This window comes from Rhizobium sp. BK196, assembly GCF_014193255.1.
Classification (GTDB): domain Bacteria; phylum Pseudomonadota; class Alphaproteobacteria; order Rhizobiales; family Rhizobiaceae; genus Rhizobium.
Genome location: NZ_JACHZB010000001.1, coordinates 1,067,001 through 1,080,184, shown reverse-complemented (window position 1 = coordinate 1,080,184; position 13,184 = coordinate 1,067,001). Strand labels below are relative to the sequence as shown.

At 60.6% G+C, this 13,184-nt stretch carries 21 protein-coding genes; 9 read left to right on the top strand and 12 right to left on the bottom strand.

Annotation, left to right across the window (positions count from 1 at the left end; genetic code table 11):
- Nucleotides 1-7: 7 nt before the first annotated feature.
- The 5 genes from FHT78_RS05595 to FHT78_RS05580 all read right to left on the bottom strand — a co-directional run bounded on the left by FHT78_RS05595 (nucleotide 8) and on the right by FHT78_RS05580 (nucleotide 3,190).
- Entirely contained in the window at nucleotides 8-808 is an 801-nt protein-coding gene (locus FHT78_RS05595) for a hypothetical protein (protein ID WP_183741420.1), read from the bottom strand.
- A gap of 60 nt (nucleotides 809-868) precedes the next feature.
- Nucleotides 869-1,456: a protein-S-isoprenylcysteine O-methyltransferase gene (locus FHT78_RS05590; protein ID WP_183741418.1), complete on the bottom strand. Its 588-nt coding sequence runs from the start codon at nucleotides 1,454-1,456 to the stop codon at nucleotides 869-871.
- A gap of 115 nt (nucleotides 1,457-1,571) precedes the next feature.
- A complete protein-coding gene (locus FHT78_RS05585; protein ID WP_183741416.1) occupies nucleotides 1,572-2,150 on the bottom strand; it encodes a hypothetical protein in 579 nt (192 codons plus the stop codon).
- Nucleotides 2,151-2,306: 156 nt separating this feature from the next.
- Entirely contained in the window at nucleotides 2,307-2,429 is a 123-nt protein-coding gene (locus tag FHT78_RS29260) for an ABC transporter (protein ID WP_220337921.1), read from the bottom strand.
- Between the two features lie 167 nt (nucleotides 2,430-2,596).
- Nucleotides 2,597-3,190, bottom strand: a complete 594-nt coding sequence (locus FHT78_RS05580; RefSeq protein WP_183741864.1) for a L,D-transpeptidase — start codon at nucleotides 3,188-3,190, stop codon at nucleotides 2,597-2,599.
- Between the two features lie 212 nt (nucleotides 3,191-3,402).
- Between FHT78_RS05580 and FHT78_RS05575 the strand changes: the two genes are divergently transcribed.
- Nucleotides 3,403-4,158 carry a glucose 1-dehydrogenase gene (locus tag FHT78_RS05575; protein WP_183741414.1) on the top strand — a complete coding sequence of 252 codons (756 nt, stop codon included), beginning with the start codon at nucleotides 3,403-3,405 and terminating at the stop codon, nucleotides 4,156-4,158.
- A gap of 30 nt (nucleotides 4,159-4,188) precedes the next feature.
- Here FHT78_RS05575 and FHT78_RS05570 read toward each other — a convergent pair whose 3' ends face one another.
- The 5 genes from FHT78_RS05570 to FHT78_RS05550 all read right to left on the bottom strand — a co-directional run bounded on the left by FHT78_RS05570 (nucleotide 4,189) and on the right by FHT78_RS05550 (nucleotide 6,730).
- The gene (locus FHT78_RS05570) at nucleotides 4,189-5,001 is read right to left on the bottom strand and encodes a class I SAM-dependent methyltransferase (protein WP_183741412.1); all 813 of its coding nucleotides are present in this window, start codon (nucleotides 4,999-5,001) and stop codon (nucleotides 4,189-4,191) included.
- Between the two features lie 74 nt (nucleotides 5,002-5,075).
- Nucleotides 5,076-5,600 carry an AAA family ATPase gene (locus FHT78_RS05565; protein WP_183741410.1) on the bottom strand — a complete coding sequence of 175 codons (525 nt, stop codon included), beginning with the start codon at nucleotides 5,598-5,600 and terminating at the stop codon, nucleotides 5,076-5,078.
- A 77-nt stretch (nucleotides 5,601-5,677) separates the two neighbouring features.
- Nucleotides 5,678-5,929: a hypothetical protein gene (locus FHT78_RS05560; RefSeq protein ID WP_183741407.1), complete on the bottom strand. Its 252-nt coding sequence runs from the start codon at nucleotides 5,927-5,929 to the stop codon at nucleotides 5,678-5,680.
- Between the two features lie 179 nt (nucleotides 5,930-6,108).
- Nucleotides 6,109-6,405, bottom strand: coding sequence for a hypothetical protein (locus FHT78_RS05555; RefSeq protein WP_183741405.1), 297 nt, complete (start codon nucleotides 6,403-6,405; stop codon nucleotides 6,109-6,111).
- A gap of 10 nt (nucleotides 6,406-6,415) precedes the next feature.
- The gene (locus FHT78_RS05550) at nucleotides 6,416-6,730 is read right to left on the bottom strand and encodes a hypothetical protein (protein WP_183741403.1); all 315 of its coding nucleotides are present in this window, start codon (nucleotides 6,728-6,730) and stop codon (nucleotides 6,416-6,418) included.
- Between the two features lie 243 nt (nucleotides 6,731-6,973).
- Here FHT78_RS05550 and FHT78_RS05545 point away from each other — a divergent pair, with 243 nt between their 5' ends.
- From FHT78_RS05545 to FHT78_RS05530, 4 genes are all read left to right on the top strand, one after another.
- Nucleotides 6,974-7,447 carry an Hsp20 family protein gene (locus tag FHT78_RS05545; RefSeq protein ID WP_183741401.1) on the top strand — a complete coding sequence of 158 codons (474 nt, stop codon included), beginning with the start codon at nucleotides 6,974-6,976 and terminating at the stop codon, nucleotides 7,445-7,447.
- A 54-nt stretch (nucleotides 7,448-7,501) separates the two neighbouring features.
- Nucleotides 7,502-7,753: a hypothetical protein gene (locus FHT78_RS05540; RefSeq protein WP_183741400.1), complete on the top strand. Its 252-nt coding sequence runs from the start codon at nucleotides 7,502-7,504 to the stop codon at nucleotides 7,751-7,753.
- Nucleotides 7,754-7,905: 152 nt separating this feature from the next.
- Nucleotides 7,906-8,172, top strand: a complete 267-nt coding sequence (locus FHT78_RS05535) for an AlpA family transcriptional regulator (protein ID WP_183741397.1) — start codon at nucleotides 7,906-7,908, stop codon at nucleotides 8,170-8,172.
- Nucleotides 8,156-9,478, top strand: a complete 1,323-nt coding sequence (locus FHT78_RS05530; RefSeq protein ID WP_183741395.1) for a virulence-associated E family protein — start codon at nucleotides 8,156-8,158, stop codon at nucleotides 9,476-9,478. Before FHT78_RS05535 ends, FHT78_RS05530 begins: the two co-directional genes overlap by 17 nt.
- A 415-nt stretch (nucleotides 9,479-9,893) precedes the next feature.
- On the opposite strand, the gene FHT78_RS05525 is transcribed toward FHT78_RS05530, so the two are convergent.
- Complete coding sequence (locus FHT78_RS05525; protein WP_183741394.1) at nucleotides 9,894-10,157, bottom strand: DUF982 domain-containing protein; 264 nt, start codon at nucleotides 10,155-10,157, stop codon at nucleotides 9,894-9,896.
- A gap of 446 nt (nucleotides 10,158-10,603) precedes the next feature.
- On the opposite strand from FHT78_RS05525, the gene FHT78_RS29255 reads away from it, so the two are divergent.
- From FHT78_RS29255 to FHT78_RS05515, 3 genes are all read left to right on the top strand, one after another.
- On the top strand, nucleotides 10,604-11,110 hold the full coding sequence (locus tag FHT78_RS29255) for a hypothetical protein (RefSeq protein WP_246715161.1): 507 nt from the start codon (nucleotides 10,604-10,606) through the stop codon (nucleotides 11,108-11,110).
- A gap of 75 nt (nucleotides 11,111-11,185) precedes the next feature.
- The gene (locus FHT78_RS29250) at nucleotides 11,186-11,509 is read left to right on the top strand and encodes a hypothetical protein (RefSeq protein WP_246715159.1); all 324 of its coding nucleotides are present in this window, start codon (nucleotides 11,186-11,188) and stop codon (nucleotides 11,507-11,509) included.
- A gap of 9 nt (nucleotides 11,510-11,518) precedes the next feature.
- Nucleotides 11,519-11,962, top strand: coding sequence for a hypothetical protein (locus FHT78_RS05515; RefSeq protein ID WP_183741390.1), 444 nt, complete (start codon nucleotides 11,519-11,521; stop codon nucleotides 11,960-11,962).
- Between the two features lie 42 nt (nucleotides 11,963-12,004).
- On the opposite strand, the gene FHT78_RS05510 is transcribed toward FHT78_RS05515, so the two are convergent.
- Complete coding sequence (locus tag FHT78_RS05510) at nucleotides 12,005-12,346, bottom strand: NIPSNAP family protein (RefSeq protein WP_183741388.1); 342 nt, start codon at nucleotides 12,344-12,346, stop codon at nucleotides 12,005-12,007.
- A gap of 198 nt (nucleotides 12,347-12,544) precedes the next feature.
- Between FHT78_RS05510 and FHT78_RS05505 the strand changes: the two genes are divergently transcribed.
- The gene (locus tag FHT78_RS05505; RefSeq protein ID WP_183741387.1) at nucleotides 12,545-13,180 is read left to right on the top strand and encodes a DUF1684 domain-containing protein; all 636 of its coding nucleotides are present in this window, start codon (nucleotides 12,545-12,547) and stop codon (nucleotides 13,178-13,180) included.
- Nucleotides 13,181-13,184 lie beyond the last annotated feature (4 nt).

Sequence of the window (13,184 nt, the reverse complement as noted above, 5' to 3'; positions counted from 1 at the left end):
TCTGATATCATCGAGACATTCCTGCAATCGACGCGCCGGTGGGTGACGCGCCGGTGGGCGCTGCCTTCCGGTGGAGCTCCCGCATCTCGTCGACAACTGCGCCGTTCAGGATAGTCTCGAACCGCTCCAATGCCCGGGCGATGCTCGCCCCATCCATGACCCTGTGGTCATAGTGGATGCGGACGGTCACCGATCCGTTCTCGTCGATCGGGCCGTAGTTCATGAGCGTGGTCAAGGGGCTGAGAGGATTGAGGGATTCCGCCCCGAGGCCGGAATAGACCGACAGCTGGAAGGTGCCGAAATAGCGCGCCCGTTTTCGCCCCAGATTGAGCCCGAGCCACATGAGCGACCATCTGAGCAAAGCAGGGGCACGGGCAAGCTTCAGCGAGCGGCGAAATTCCTTGATCTCCAGGACGGGGCGCGACCTCGCTTCGCGGATCTGCGTCTCCAGTTCGGGGATGGACCGGTCTTCGGGGGTCTTGATCGTGCTCAGGAGAACGATCCGCTCTCCTTCATATTCGCGCTCATGGGCAATGGAGGCCACGCTTGCCGGATATTCGTATAGCTGATGCCGTGGAAATTTGATGTAGGCACGCCTCAGATCCGGAACCTCCTTCGAGAGGAGGGCATATCCTTTCAGGAAAAGTGTGGTCCAGGAGGGTCGGGGATCGGACATCCGCCTGGCATCGAGAAGGGGGCGGATGTTCATCTGCCGCTGAACGGTTACGCGCGGTATGCCGATCGAAAATCTCATGAGATCTCCAACCAGCCGCCTTGCCGCGGAAAGCCTGATTGCCCGTCCCTTCATCTTATTCCTCCCCCTCGTCTTTCCGCCCGCAGAGATCGAAAATGTCCGAGCGTCAGCACCCTAATACAGATAAGGGATGATGCGTTTGGTCCTGTCCATATAGGCGCGGTATTGCGGGCCGAAAACATCGAGCATCATACGCTCTTCCTTGTCGACGCGCAGAAAGAACAGCACGGCGAAACCGACGATCCCGGCCATGCCTGCCACCCAGTTCGGCAGCAGAAAAGCCTGCGCAAGCCCCATCAGGAGGAACGAGGTGTACATGGGGTGGCGGACATAGGCGTAAGGCCCGGCGCATATCAATTCATGCTTCTGGCGGATTTCCAGGGTGATGGACCAGTTTCGCCCGAGTTGCTTGTGGGTTCTTCGGAAGACCCACATTGCGAGGCAGAAGAGTGCGGCGCCGATGACGACGGCCCAGAGATGCAAGGGATGGTCGGCTGCCCTCGGGATGCCCGTCGCGACGTAAAATCCCGGCACGATCGCAAGCCCGGCAAGCGCTGCGGCCAGTGCGACACCTTCAGACAGGCTGCGCCGACTGCTGACGACAGGCACGCGCTTTCCCCGACGCTCGAACGGGTATCGAATAACGTACCATGCGATAATTCCGAGGACCCAGACAGCCTCGCCAATGATATTGACCGACACGTTCAAGCCGGCACCAGAACCTTTCCACGATCAGGCTTCCGCGATCGCCAACGGTTGGAGAGAGTTAGAGCGCTCTTGGTGCGTCCGGACGGACGCCCGCAGCTCTATGCCAGCCTCACGTATTCATCTCCCGCAGTCTTGTAATGAATTGCTGCGGCCGTAGCCAGATGCCTGGTGTCTTGTAGCCCATGTGCTTTGCGATATCCGCCACGAAGGCGTTGCAATTGTAGACCGTCGCCTCCCAGAGACGGCTTCGCGCCTGCAGCTTGCGGATATAGGCGACCGTATCGTTATATTCGGCATCCGTCAGCATCACGCGCCAGCTTGCCGAGCGATACTGCTCCTCGAGGTCGCCGTCCGTTTCCCCCGTCGTCGCAGGTACGGGAATGAAGTGGCCGATGACGTAAGGCGCCGCATCTTCCGAAGCCGGGGCAAGTCCCGCAACCTCGGGATTGATCATTCTTCCGTTCTTGTCCGCGCTGCCGAAGACGACGTAGGTGTGACCGTAGGTCAGCGCATAGCGGGAGCGGAATTCTATAAAACGCCCGCCCGATCTATTCTGGGCAGTGGTTTTCGTCAGATCTCGGCCGGCGGATGTATAACGCGGCTGGGGACCTTTGTCTTCCGTCTGGCACGACGACGCTACAAACGCCACAGCAATAACCAGCCACAAGCGGCTTCTTCCAAGCGCCATCACCACGCTCCATATGCAAGCTCTGCCCAGCGGCGATGCGACGCCGGCAGATATGCCATTCTTGTGCCCTGAATGCAGGGGGATCAATCCTGGCCGGTTTCGGATGTCGAGAAAAAGGGAAGGGCTGAGCGAGCCCTTCCCGGGAATTATGCGAGCTTACTTGTAGACGGCTGTTTCCGCAGGCGGCGGAGCTTTCCCCTTGCCTTTACCAATCGACCCGCAGGCACTCAGATTGGCCACCGCAAGTACTGCGAGGATGACGAATAGAATTCTGCTCATTAACAAGTCCTCTCCTCATCATGACGCAGACCGTAAGAGGCTGCGCCTCGAAGTTTGACGATATTCAGCACCGTGAACAGTGCGGGAGTGATGCAACGTGCAACGAATCTACATTAGCAGATACTAACCGGCGTGACCAACCCCGTAATTTCACATGGTAAATGCCATCAAATGACCACCACGCGGGTTCCGACGCGCGTTCGCGCGTAGAGGTCGACGATGTTTGCGTTGGTCAGGCGGATGCAGCCGTTCGAAACCGCGTGGCCGATCGACCAGGGAGCGTTCGTTCCGTGCAGCCGGAACAGGGTGTCCCGTCCGCCCTGATAGAGGTAGAGGGCGGCGGCACCCAGCGGATTGCCCGGTCCGCCAGGCACACCATCGGCATATTGGGCGAGGCGCGGCTTGCGGGCGATCATATCGTCGGTGGGCTTCCAGGATGGCCATTCGGCCTTGCGGCCGATGGTCGCCTCGCCCTTGAAGCTCAGCCCTTCTTCGCCGACGGCGACACCGTAGCGCGTGGCAAGGCCATCGGCCTCGACGAAATAGAGAAAGCGTGCCCCGGTATCGACGACGACGGTTCCGGGCGGCTCGCCTCCCGAATAGGCGACTTCCTGCCGCCGATAGCGGGGATCGACGTCCGGGTCGCTGCCGAATACGCGATAGCCGAGCGGCGGGCCATCCGTCGTGGTGCTGCATCCCGAAAGCATGAGAGCGAGGCTGCCCAAAATGAAGCCCCGGCGTTCAACATCTCGTCCGTTCATTTCCACCTGCTCAAGTCGTTCTGCCAAGTCGTCCCCTGGTCTTGACGACGCCGATCAACAGCGCGCCGATGAACCGGGATGTTCGAATTTCCGTCATGCGCGTGTTAAGCGGATAAGATGTGCAGCTTCAAATCGTGTGCCTCCATTCATGACCCCCTTGCATGAATCATGCTTTTTGCAGGAACATTAGCATAGTGAAATGGATGGAAGCCATGAAACTTTGCCTTGAAGGAAAAGTCGTCATCGTGACGGGTGCAGGTTCCGGGATCGGGGCTGCGGTAGCCCGGCAACTTTCTGTCGAGGGTGCCGAGGTCGTCGTCGCCGATCTCAATGGCGATGCCGCGCAAAAGGTGGCCGCTGCAATCCGCGAGGAGGGCGGCCGTGCCCGCCCGTTCGTCGTCGATGTGAAGGATCCCGCATCCGTGCAGAGCCTCGTCGACTTCACCGTCGAGACATGCGGCGGTCTGGATCTGGCCGTCAACAATGCCGGGGTCGACGGAGTGCGGTCGCCGGTTGCAGACTATCCGCTCGACGACTGGCACAGAGTGATGAACGTCAACCTCAACAGCGTCTTCTATTGCATGAAATTCGAGATCGGCGCGATGCTGAAGCGGGGCGGAGGCGCCATCGTCAACATGTCTTCGATGCTCGGCACCGTCGGACTGCCGACCGCGGCAGCCTATACCGCCGCCAAGCACGGCGTCGTCGGGCTGACGAAGGTGGCGGGAATGGAATATGCGCGATACGGCATCCGGGTAAATGCCGTCGGTCCGGGCTGGATCGACACGCCGCTCCTGGCTGAGCATCTCGAAACGGCGAGCATGCGCCGCATGGCCTCGCTCCAGCCGATGGGCAGGCGCGGGACACCGGACGAAGTGGCAAATCTCGTCTGCTTCCTGCTGTCGGAACAGGCAAGCTTCATCACCGGTGCCCACTATCTCGTGGATGGCGCCTATACCGCCCATTAGAACGCGGCTGCGCAAGGGGAACCGATCGGTTCAGGCCACGGCTTCGATGACATGTGCCTGAATTTTTGCCGAGACCTCGCGGCTGCCGTGCCTGCCTGCAATCGCGGATGCAGTGTGATCGGTCGCCGCCGCGAGCTTTTGGGCGTCCCGTGCCTCTATCTCGCTGCGAAGAAGCGTTCCCTGGCAATAGGCAAGGGCGGGAAGACGGGGTGAGGGCGCCCGGCTCCGCTCTTTTCTCGTCTCGATCGCCACGTCGGAAAACCCCGCTTCTTCCACTTCGCGGCGGATCACGGCGGTATCGTGATAGCCGTGCGGCGTGCGCGCCAGAAAGCGCGGCGGGTCGTCCGGAAACATCTCCGCCAGCGCATTCGTGACATCGTTGGCAAAGACATTTTCCTCGATGCGGTCCCAGACATTGAACAGGAGATGCCCTCCGGGCTTCAAAACCCGTTTCGCCTCGCGGTAACCGGATATCCGGTCGGGAAAGAACATCACGCCGAACTGACAGAAGACGAGATCGAAGGCTGCGTCTTCGAACGGCAGCGCCAGAGCGTCCGCCTGGCGCCACTCGATGCGGCTGTCGGGAGGCTGGCGCGCGGCAGCATAGTCGAGCATCGGCTGGTTGAGGTCGGTGACGGTATAAGTTGCGCCGGGGGAGAGCTTTGGCGCCAATGCGCGGGTGACGACCCCGGTGCCGGCGGCGATTTCCAGGACGGCGTCAGGCGAGAAGGATGCCGCCCGTCGCGCGAGATCTGCCGCGAAGGGTTCGAAGATCAGCGGCACCATATAGCGGTCGTAGTTTTCCGGGATCGAGCCGGCGAAGATCTTGTCCGTTTCCAACATCGCTGCCACCCACGGTTCGTCCGAGACGGCAGATTAGCACAGGCCCGTTCGTTTCGGGCGGTTTTCGATTGCCTTCAGCCGGGCTCTGCGCATTTCGACAGAATGTCGTCGACAACGGCGGCGAGCGGTTGCGTGGCGTCGACGATGGTCGCGTTCCCGGGGATGTCTTCCTTCGTCGCATGCACGCGCAAGACCAAATCGAGTTCAGCCGGTTTTCCGCCGAACTCGTCGTCCCCTCTGCCGGCAAGCCGTCTTTTCAGCGTCTGCGGGTCGACATCGAGAACGAAAACCCGGTCGAAGAGATGGATGAAGCGATTAAAATTCCGCGAGCCGCCGCAGAAGAAGGAGACCGGGTAGCTTTTGTCGGCCGCCAGCGATGCGACCTTTTCGACATTCCAGAGATGGTGCCTATGGGCAAAGGCGACATCGCTCCACTCAGGCGCGGAGCCATCCAGCGGCTCGCCGGTGTGCGGATCGCCCCGGTAGGCGAGCTCCCGGTCACCGTGGACGACATGGTAGCCGCGCCGCTGCAGCTCCGTGGCGACGGAGGTCTTGCCCGTCCCCGACACGCCTTCGATCAGATAGTTTCTGGCGCCCATTTCGCTCTCGTCGCTGAACCGCACCTTGCAAGCCGACGATCATACCCGCGCGGTTCGCCGAGGCAGTTTTTTACCGTTTAGTTATTGCCGATCCTGATGAACCGCAGCTTGGTGTCTCGACCATCGAGAGTGTCCAGGTATGCGGTGTAACTTTCGATCATACGCAGATGCATTTGCTTCTGTTCGTCCATGACCTCTTTGTCGCTTCTCGTGTCGTTCACGTCCTTGAACGCGAAACGGTATTCATCGATCAATTGGATCATGCCTTCGGCGTGGCGAATCGCAGCCTTGAAGCGCTCACGCATCGCGTTTTTCTGTTCTTCGTCCATCCGTCCATCCGTTCGTAGCCAAGCCTCCCGGCACGGGCATGCGAGGCTCGCGTTTCCGCCGCGAAAAAGCAACCATTATCGAAATTTGCAGCCGCTCAGACCCGGCAAAGGCGATTAACGGCGGCCCAAAAGAAATCGCTTCGGACGCTGGAAGAAGGAAGTCGCTTCGGATCGAGCGTTCAATGCAGGATCGATGCCTTCGCCTTGCGGTCGATCAGGGCTTCTACCGTGCCGATGAGGCGTGCTGCGCGTCTCAGGATTTCGATGCCCACATCGTCGATCGCGATGTCGCCGCTCATCCGGTCGAGGCATAAGGCGATCTCCATCAGCTTCTCGCCGAGATCGGTGTGGCGCAGCCGCTTTGCAGATCGCGAGAGCCGCCGCAGGCATTCCGAATATCTCGACGCGAGAACAAGCCTGTCGGTGATCGGGTTGCCTCTTGGAGCGGATGGAGACGGTGACGCTTTCTGTCGCATTCCGCCCTCCCTATCCGAACATGGTGCAGACAGGCTTGCGAGCCTTCTGCCGCCCGTCGAGAGCCTTCAGGGCGGAGAGGATATCCTGGTAGCGGATGGAGCAGGCGACACCCGGAGGGTGGCGGAGCTCGGGACAGGATTCGACCGCGTGGAGGTCGGACGCCCAGGACGCGAGGATCGCGCGCTTTTCTGCGGTCGTCATCGTCCGCGAAGCGACCACTTCGTCGGGATGGGAAAAATGCTGATGCGGATAGAGGATATGCGACGCCGAGATGGCGTCGACGACAGCGGCCGAGCCGGCTGATTTCGTGCCTTCGATAGTCATGTTCGATCTCCTAAAAACTTTCGACGGATGAGGAAAATCTCCAGGCGGATAAGAGATCGTTTCGGTATTTTCAGGGTTCAAGTGGGCCGGCGCCGGGCGCTCAAAAAAATTTTTCGAGGCCTCTTGAAAGGCAAAAAAAGCCAAACCAAATCGATATTCGCCGGCAGCCCAAAGGGGGCCGGAAGCCGGGGACGCAGTTTCCGACGCGTCTCCTTTCCAACTCGCTTTACGGAGGATTTGGTCATGAGAAACGAATTCGACTTCGCACCCTTCTACCGCTCGAGCATTGGCTTCGACCGGGTGCTCAACCTTCTGAACAATCCGCAGCGCCTGCAGGCTATCGACACATGGCCGCCCTACGACATCGTCAAGTCCGGCGAGAACGACTACCGCATCCAGATGGCGGTCGCAGGCTTTGCCGACACCGACCTCGATGTCACCCAGGAGCGCAACGTGCTGGTCGTCAGAGGCCAGAAGAACGAAGAGAAGCAGGGCGACTACCTGCATCGCGGCATTGCCGGCCGCTCCTTCGAGCGGCGCTTCGAGCTTGCCGACCATGTCCGGGTCGATAACGCTTCGCTGACGAACGGCCTTCTGACCATCGATCTGAAGCGTGAGATCCCCGAAGAGATGAAGCCGCGCAAGATCGCGATCGCCAGCGCCGAGGGCTCTCAGGCGCCGATGCAGATGATCGAAGGCGAAAAGAACGTCGCTTAACCGGAGGGGGAGGAGGAAGCCGGCGCCGCCGGACGGCGCCGGCTTTTGAAGGACATGAAATCGATCGATGTTCGCAAGCCGCAGCCGTTCGACGCGCGCGATCTTGCAGCCTGCCAGCCCGTTTTCGATACGCTTGTGAAAGAAGCCGGTATCGACAAGGCCTCTGAAGAGGCCGCGCGGATCGCCGCGATCGTCGTCGAGCTTTACCGGCAGGGGGTGCGCGACCCGGAGCATCTGCGCATCATGGTGGAAGGCGCGCGGGGTCTCTTCAGCCGTCAGGCCGGGAGCAGCCACGCCGCCGCGTGATCAAGCGGACGGCCTTACCGCCAATGCGCGGCTGACGATCCGTGCCCGCGGCAGGCGCCCGCCGACAACAGGCGTTGCGGGCGCAATTCTATATCCCAACCGTTTCCAAACAAGTCTGGCGATGTCCGAAACATTCCAGAAGGAAACGGTCAATGACATCAAGGATTCTCCGCCGCCCGGAGGTTCAGAACAGGACGGGCCTTCCCACCTCAACCCTCTATGCGCTTATTGCCGACGGCCGGTTTCCGCGGCCGGTGAAGATCGGCAAGCGCGCCGTCGGCTGGATGGAAGGGCAGGTCGAGGGGTGGATTGTTGAACGGGTGACAGATGCGGCTGGGCGCGACGTCCCCTTCTCCCACGGGGGAACCAAGCAGCCTTCACATCTCGCGCGGAAAAACTCCGATGCCACATATGACTGAACACGCGCCGTCGCGCGACTGGCTCGCCATGCTCAAGACGAATGACAAGGGCAATCCCCTTCCGGGCCTCACGCTCAACTGGACCGTGGTGCTGGAACACCACCCCGACGCGCGGGGAATGCTTGCGCTCGATGAATTCAGCGGTCGGACGATGCTGCTGCGCCGGCCGCCGTGGGATTTGCGCAAGGGAGACTGGAAGCCTCGCCCGCTCACAAACAACGATCTTGCCGAAGCGGTGGAATGGCTTGAGAGCTTCGGCCTGACGCCAAAGGTTTTCAACATCAATCCCATCATCGACAAGGTCGCCGGCCGGCATCCCTATCACCCTGTGAAAGACTGGCTGTCGTCGCTGCAGGCATGGGATGGGACGCGGCGGGTCGACACGTTCCTGACCTGCTATCTCGGCGCCGATGACACGCGGCTGAACCGCGCCTTCGCGCGCAAATGGCTCTCGGCGCTTGCCAGACGCGTTTTTGAGCCCGGATGCCAGTTCGACCACGTGCTGACCCTGCAGGGCAGGCAGGGGCTCGGAAAATCGTCCTTCGGCCGGGCGCTCGTTCCTGTCGAGGAATGGGTGACCGACGGCCTGACGGTGGGCGAAAGCGCGCGCGAAGTGATCGAGATCACCAGGGGGCGCTGCGTCGTCGAGCTTGCGGAGCTTGCCGGCCGGTCGACCAGGGAGATCGAGACGATCAGGAAGTTCATCACGATTCGCGTCGATACCGCACGCGGGGCGTATCAGCAGAAGTCGGACGACGTGCCCCGCCAGTTCGTGTTCTACGCCACGACCAACGCCGACGAGTTCCTGACCGATACGAGCGGCAACCGCCGCTGGTGGCCGGTCAGGCCCAAAGCGATCGATCTCGCGGCTATCCGCGCCGACCGCGCGCAGATCTGGGCCGAGGTCATGACGATCTATCAGCATGAGCTCCTGTGTTTGGGCGACCCGGCGTTGGAGGCCGATCTCGAAGCCCTGCATCAGGGCGTGATGGATTTCGGCCCCACCTACGACATCATCCGCGACCTGATCCCTGAGGGCGAGATGATGGTGCCGTGCGCGGACATGCGCAGGCTCCTGACCGGCGGAAGCGAGGACGCCAGCCGCCTGCCCACCGGCTGGCGCGGCAACCTGCAGAGGGCGCTTGTCGGGCTGGGGTTCGAACCGCAGGCGGTGGTTTCCAATCGCGGGCGCGAGGCTGTGAGAGTTTATGTTCGTGGCGATGTGAGCGGGAAGCCGTGGGCGAGATGGGCTGATGGCCGCATCGAGTTCGAGTCCGGGTCGCGAAGGCGCGAATGGCGCTTCTAGGGTCGCAGGCGCATGCCCGGGAGACGCCGGCCTTCCGGCGGTTTGTCTTGCGGGCCGCCTGCGCAGTTGCTTACAGCGCTTACGATTGCTTACATAAACTTCGTAAGCGAATTTCCTCAATGTTTTCAGTTATTTATTGGTAGGCTTACAGACTTTCGGAGACAATGACGAAACACAGGTGGGGACAGACCGGTATTCGAGAGGCTGTCGACTATCGCTATGAGAGTTGGAGAGGTGCCGTAATTTCGTAAGTTCGTAAGTGCGATCGTTAAGCCTCTGATTTTGTTCAAGAAGCGCGCTTACGAAATTTGCGGACGCATGGCAGCGCTTACAAAATCGGGCATCAGGCGGCCATTCCCGAGGACGCGCAGAGCCGGCAAGGCACTGCCTCGGGTCTGGTCAAGAAACAGACAGCTCAGTGAAGGACGGCGATGGCGGTAATCCCGGCCTCGGCTGCAGCGCGAATGATTGCCGCTCTCAATTCCTCGGGGCTGGCGTTGCCCTGCATGACATCAAGACAGGCCTTGATCGCCGCAAGAAATTCCTCTCCGTCATCGCAAGGGAATTCCGTCATGAGCGCGTTGGCGGCTCCGATAGCCGTTCGCACGGATAGGAGCCTATCCGGATCGTGAAACATCAGGATCACGGGATCGAATTCGATTGGAGTGTCCCATTCCATGACACAATACTCCCGATGGGATGGTGTATTGTTAACGATGCAAGGGATGTGCCGGGGGCGTGGCGCTTATGCGGGACGGGCATGGCATTGCCGGCATCGGGAGGATGGTCGGGGAGAAATATTTCTCCAAGGCAGGGAAGCCCGCAGTCAAGAGACTGACAGCCTGAGGCGAGACAGGCCGCCCGGCGGGCGATTCCCGCCGGCTTCTAGCTGAAAAGATCTTGCCAATCCTGCCGCTTCATCGTCCTCATCCAGCATATGCACCGGCAGATACATGTTTGCGGAACGGGGATCTCGAGCGATCGCAGGATCGGACCATCAGACGATGGTCCGAGGTACCCTCGACTGAAGTCCGTGATGAGGAACAGTCAGTGCATACCGTCGTTCGTCTGACAGCTGGTCGCTTCGATCCGGCACTGGTTCAACAATCGATGGAGGAATTTTCCATGTTCAAGGCAACCGGCATCGCGTTCGCGGCTGCCCTTCTCGCAAGCACGGCATTCGCGCAGTCATCAAGCACAGTTGGCACCGGTGGCTCGTCTGCGGGCGGTGGCACGTCCAGCAGCACCGTTGGTACTGGCGGAAGCTCCGCCGGAGGCGATTGCACCGCAGGGGCGACTAACTGTCCGTCTGGCAGCTCGTCGACCGTTGGCACCGGTGGCTCTTCGGCAGGTGGCGGGACCTCCAGCAGTACAGTCGGCACAGGTGGTTCGGCGGCTGGCTCAGGCTCGGGCTCCGGTTCGTCCTCCACCCTTGGGACGGGCGGCTCGTCTGCGGGGGGTGGAACCTCCAGCAGCTCCGTCGGTACGGGCGGTTCTTCCGCAGGAAGCGGGCAGAGCGGCAGCACCGTGGGGACCGGCGCAAGCCAGGCAGGCTCCTCTCATGAGAACAACGGAAAGAAGGGCTGTGCTCCAGGACAGGTGAAGAAGAACGGCTCGACCCAATCGTGCTAACCACTGGGCCGGCGTTTCAAGACGCCGGCCATCTTCATTCGGAGGCCAACAATGTCTCATGCTACAAAATCACTCATGTATGGAGCCGCTCTGCTCATCGCAGCGCAGGCTGGAGCCGAAGATATCAAGCTGGATGATGGATCGACATGTACCGTGATCGAGGGAAAGTCCGCTTCTGGCGACATGTCCACCACAGTAACGGCAGGAAACGGCAAGGTAACATCATCGACGACGACCGGAACCGGGTCATCAACTTCGGCGTCGTCGTCGGCATCGAGCTCCTCAGCAGGTTCGGGAAGTATCGACAGTTCCTCGACGGCGAGCGTTACGCGGCCGGACGGCACGGTTATCACCAAGCGGTCCGATGGCACCTGCTCCGTCACCAAACCGAAAAACTAGGAGAGACCAATGAAGAGGATCAAACTTATTGGCGTGATGACCTTCGCGCTCTTGTCTGCAACAGCCACCGTCTCGGCAGAGGAATGCACAGCTGCGGGCACAGTCGGGACGGGAGGGAGCGCCGCTGCAGGCGGTACGTCCGCGAGCTCTGTAGGAACCGCAGGTGTCTGTCAGACGGAGGGCGGCACAACCTCCTCCATCGGCTCTGGCGGTAGCGCTGCGGCCGTCGACGGCAAGGCAACAAGCAAGACGCACGTCAACGACAACAGCGAAAAACTGAAGGCGCAGACCAAGGCTCAGGCCGTCGACAAGGGCACCTTCAGCAAATCGAGGACAAAGACAACCGCCGGTGAAGATTCACTGCAGAGCACGACGCGCACGATGTCGCACGTGCCCGGAGAGAAGCCCGTAAAGAGCACCACAGAACAGAAAATCATTCTGCCCCAGCAGTAACCTCGGAATAATCCCCTGAGGCAGCGTGCGCAGTTCCGGCCGTTATTCCGACGATTTGGAGAAGCCGCGGTAGAAGCGTGTCGGCTGCAGCAGCGAACTGGCGATATTGGCGACGATCGGCCCATCCGCCTCGCTCTTCGCCCTCGCTTCCTGCCACTCGCGATCGGCTATGAACTCGGCCCATTTCTGCTCGCGCTCCGCCAGCGACCGCCATTCGAGCAGGTAGGTCAGATCGTTGCTGGAAGACCCGATCATCGTCGTCCAGAAGCCGAGCGAGCGGATGCCAAGGCGTTCCCAGATTGCCAGAGTCGCGGTTTCGAAACGCTGCTGCAATGCCGGCAGCCTCCCCGGCAGACATGTATAAATGCGCAATTCGTGGATCATCGGATGCTCCTCGTGTCGGATCAGGCAAGATCGTGCATAGCGTTCAGCGCTCGAAAAAGCGAGGGGCCGCTTGCCAGCGGCGCTGGATCCGTTGTCAACATAACGCACCGCTTCGCAGGAAGGGCTTCAGCCGTTGGTGGCAACAATTATGGACAGACTGCTAAGGTGGCACGATCCGACAGGAGATTGCCACATGATATGGGAGGGTCTGATTTGAACGAAACTATACAGCTGTGGGAGTGGCGCCAGAAGATCGCAAATCTCTATTACGAGATACGTTCCAGCCCGGATGCGGCTGCTGCCTGGCGGCTTTGGTGCGATACCCGTTCGACCATGTTTCGCGACCATCCCCAGTCGCCAATCGAACCGGCGGACCGCACGACGTTCGAAGGACCGACGACGTTTCCTTATGATCCCTCGTTGCGCCTGACGGTACAGCTTGCCCCGGTAACGTTGGAACAGATAACCGTCGCAACAGGGGTGGATGGTGACCTGTCGATGCATACGTTCGCCCGTACAAGCGGGCTGGAGGCCAGATTGGGCGGCGAGTTGACCCTTTACTGGATTGAGGGGTACGGCGGTGGCGTGTTCCTGCCGTTTGCCGACGCGACCTCCGGGACCGAGACGTATGGCGGTGGTCGATATCTCCTCGACACCATCAAGGGAGCAGATCTCGGCGTTGTCAGGCCAGACAGCACACTCGTGCTGGATTTCAACTTCTCCTATTTTCCTTCGTGCGCCTATTCACCCCGCTATGTCTGCCCATTAGCGCCATCTGGCAATCGGCTGAAAGGCGCGGTAAGAGCCGGGGAACGGCTTCCTGTCTTGAAATGATAAG

What these genes read in the sequence shown, in the direction of transcription:
- FHT78_RS05510 (WP_183741388.1), bottom strand. Translation starts at nt 12,346, where the DNA reads ATGATCCACGAATTGCGCATTTATACATGTCTGCCGGGGAGGCTGCCG.
- FHT78_RS05555 (WP_183741405.1), bottom strand. Translation starts at nt 6,405, where the DNA reads ATGCGACAGAAAGCGTCACCGTCTCCATCCGCTCCAAGAGGCAACCCG.
- FHT78_RS05580 (WP_183741864.1), bottom strand. Translation starts at nt 3,190, where the DNA reads ATGAACGGACGAGATGTTGAACGCCGGGGCTTCATTTTGGGCAGCCTC.
- FHT78_RS05570 (WP_183741412.1), bottom strand. Translation starts at nt 5,001, where the DNA reads ATGTTGGAAACGGACAAGATCTTCGCCGGCTCGATCCCGGAAAACTAC.
- FHT78_RS29250 (WP_246715159.1), top strand. Translation starts at nt 11,186, where the DNA reads ATGTATGGAGCCGCTCTGCTCATCGCAGCGCAGGCTGGAGCCGAAGAT.
- FHT78_RS05545 (WP_183741401.1), top strand. Translation starts at nt 6,974, where the DNA reads ATGAGAAACGAATTCGACTTCGCACCCTTCTACCGCTCGAGCATTGGC.
- FHT78_RS05595 (WP_183741420.1), bottom strand. Translation starts at nt 808, where the DNA reads ATGAAGGGACGGGCAATCAGGCTTTCCGCGGCAAGGCGGCTGGTTGGA.
- FHT78_RS05585 (WP_183741416.1), bottom strand. Translation starts at nt 2,150, where the DNA reads ATGGCGCTTGGAAGAAGCCGCTTGTGGCTGGTTATTGCTGTGGCGTTT.
- FHT78_RS05550 (WP_183741403.1), bottom strand. Translation starts at nt 6,730, where the DNA reads ATGACTATCGAAGGCACGAAATCAGCCGGCTCGGCCGCTGTCGTCGAC.
- FHT78_RS05575 (WP_183741414.1), top strand. Translation starts at nt 3,403, where the DNA reads ATGAAACTTTGCCTTGAAGGAAAAGTCGTCATCGTGACGGGTGCAGGT.
- FHT78_RS05525 (WP_183741394.1), bottom strand. Translation starts at nt 10,157, where the DNA reads ATGGAATGGGACACTCCAATCGAATTCGATCCCGTGATCCTGATGTTT.
- FHT78_RS05535 (WP_183741397.1), top strand. Translation starts at nt 7,906, where the DNA reads ATGACATCAAGGATTCTCCGCCGCCCGGAGGTTCAGAACAGGACGGGC.
- FHT78_RS29260 (WP_220337921.1), bottom strand. Translation starts at nt 2,429, where the DNA reads ATGAGCAGAATTCTATTCGTCATCCTCGCAGTACTTGCGGTGGCCAAT.
- FHT78_RS05540 (WP_183741400.1), top strand. Translation starts at nt 7,502, where the DNA reads ATGAAATCGATCGATGTTCGCAAGCCGCAGCCGTTCGACGCGCGCGAT.
- FHT78_RS05530 (WP_183741395.1), top strand. Translation starts at nt 8,156, where the DNA reads ATGCCACATATGACTGAACACGCGCCGTCGCGCGACTGGCTCGCCATG.
- FHT78_RS05515 (WP_183741390.1), top strand. Translation starts at nt 11,519, where the DNA reads ATGAAGAGGATCAAACTTATTGGCGTGATGACCTTCGCGCTCTTGTCT.
- FHT78_RS05560 (WP_183741407.1), bottom strand. Translation starts at nt 5,929, where the DNA reads ATGGACGAAGAACAGAAAAACGCGATGCGTGAGCGCTTCAAGGCTGCG.
- FHT78_RS05565 (WP_183741410.1), bottom strand. Translation starts at nt 5,600, where the DNA reads ATGGGCGCCAGAAACTATCTGATCGAAGGCGTGTCGGGGACGGGCAAG.
- FHT78_RS05505 (WP_183741387.1), top strand. Translation starts at nt 12,545, where the DNA reads ATGGGAGGGTCTGATTTGAACGAAACTATACAGCTGTGGGAGTGGCGC.
- FHT78_RS29255 (WP_246715161.1), top strand. Translation starts at nt 10,604, where the DNA reads ATGTTCAAGGCAACCGGCATCGCGTTCGCGGCTGCCCTTCTCGCAAGC.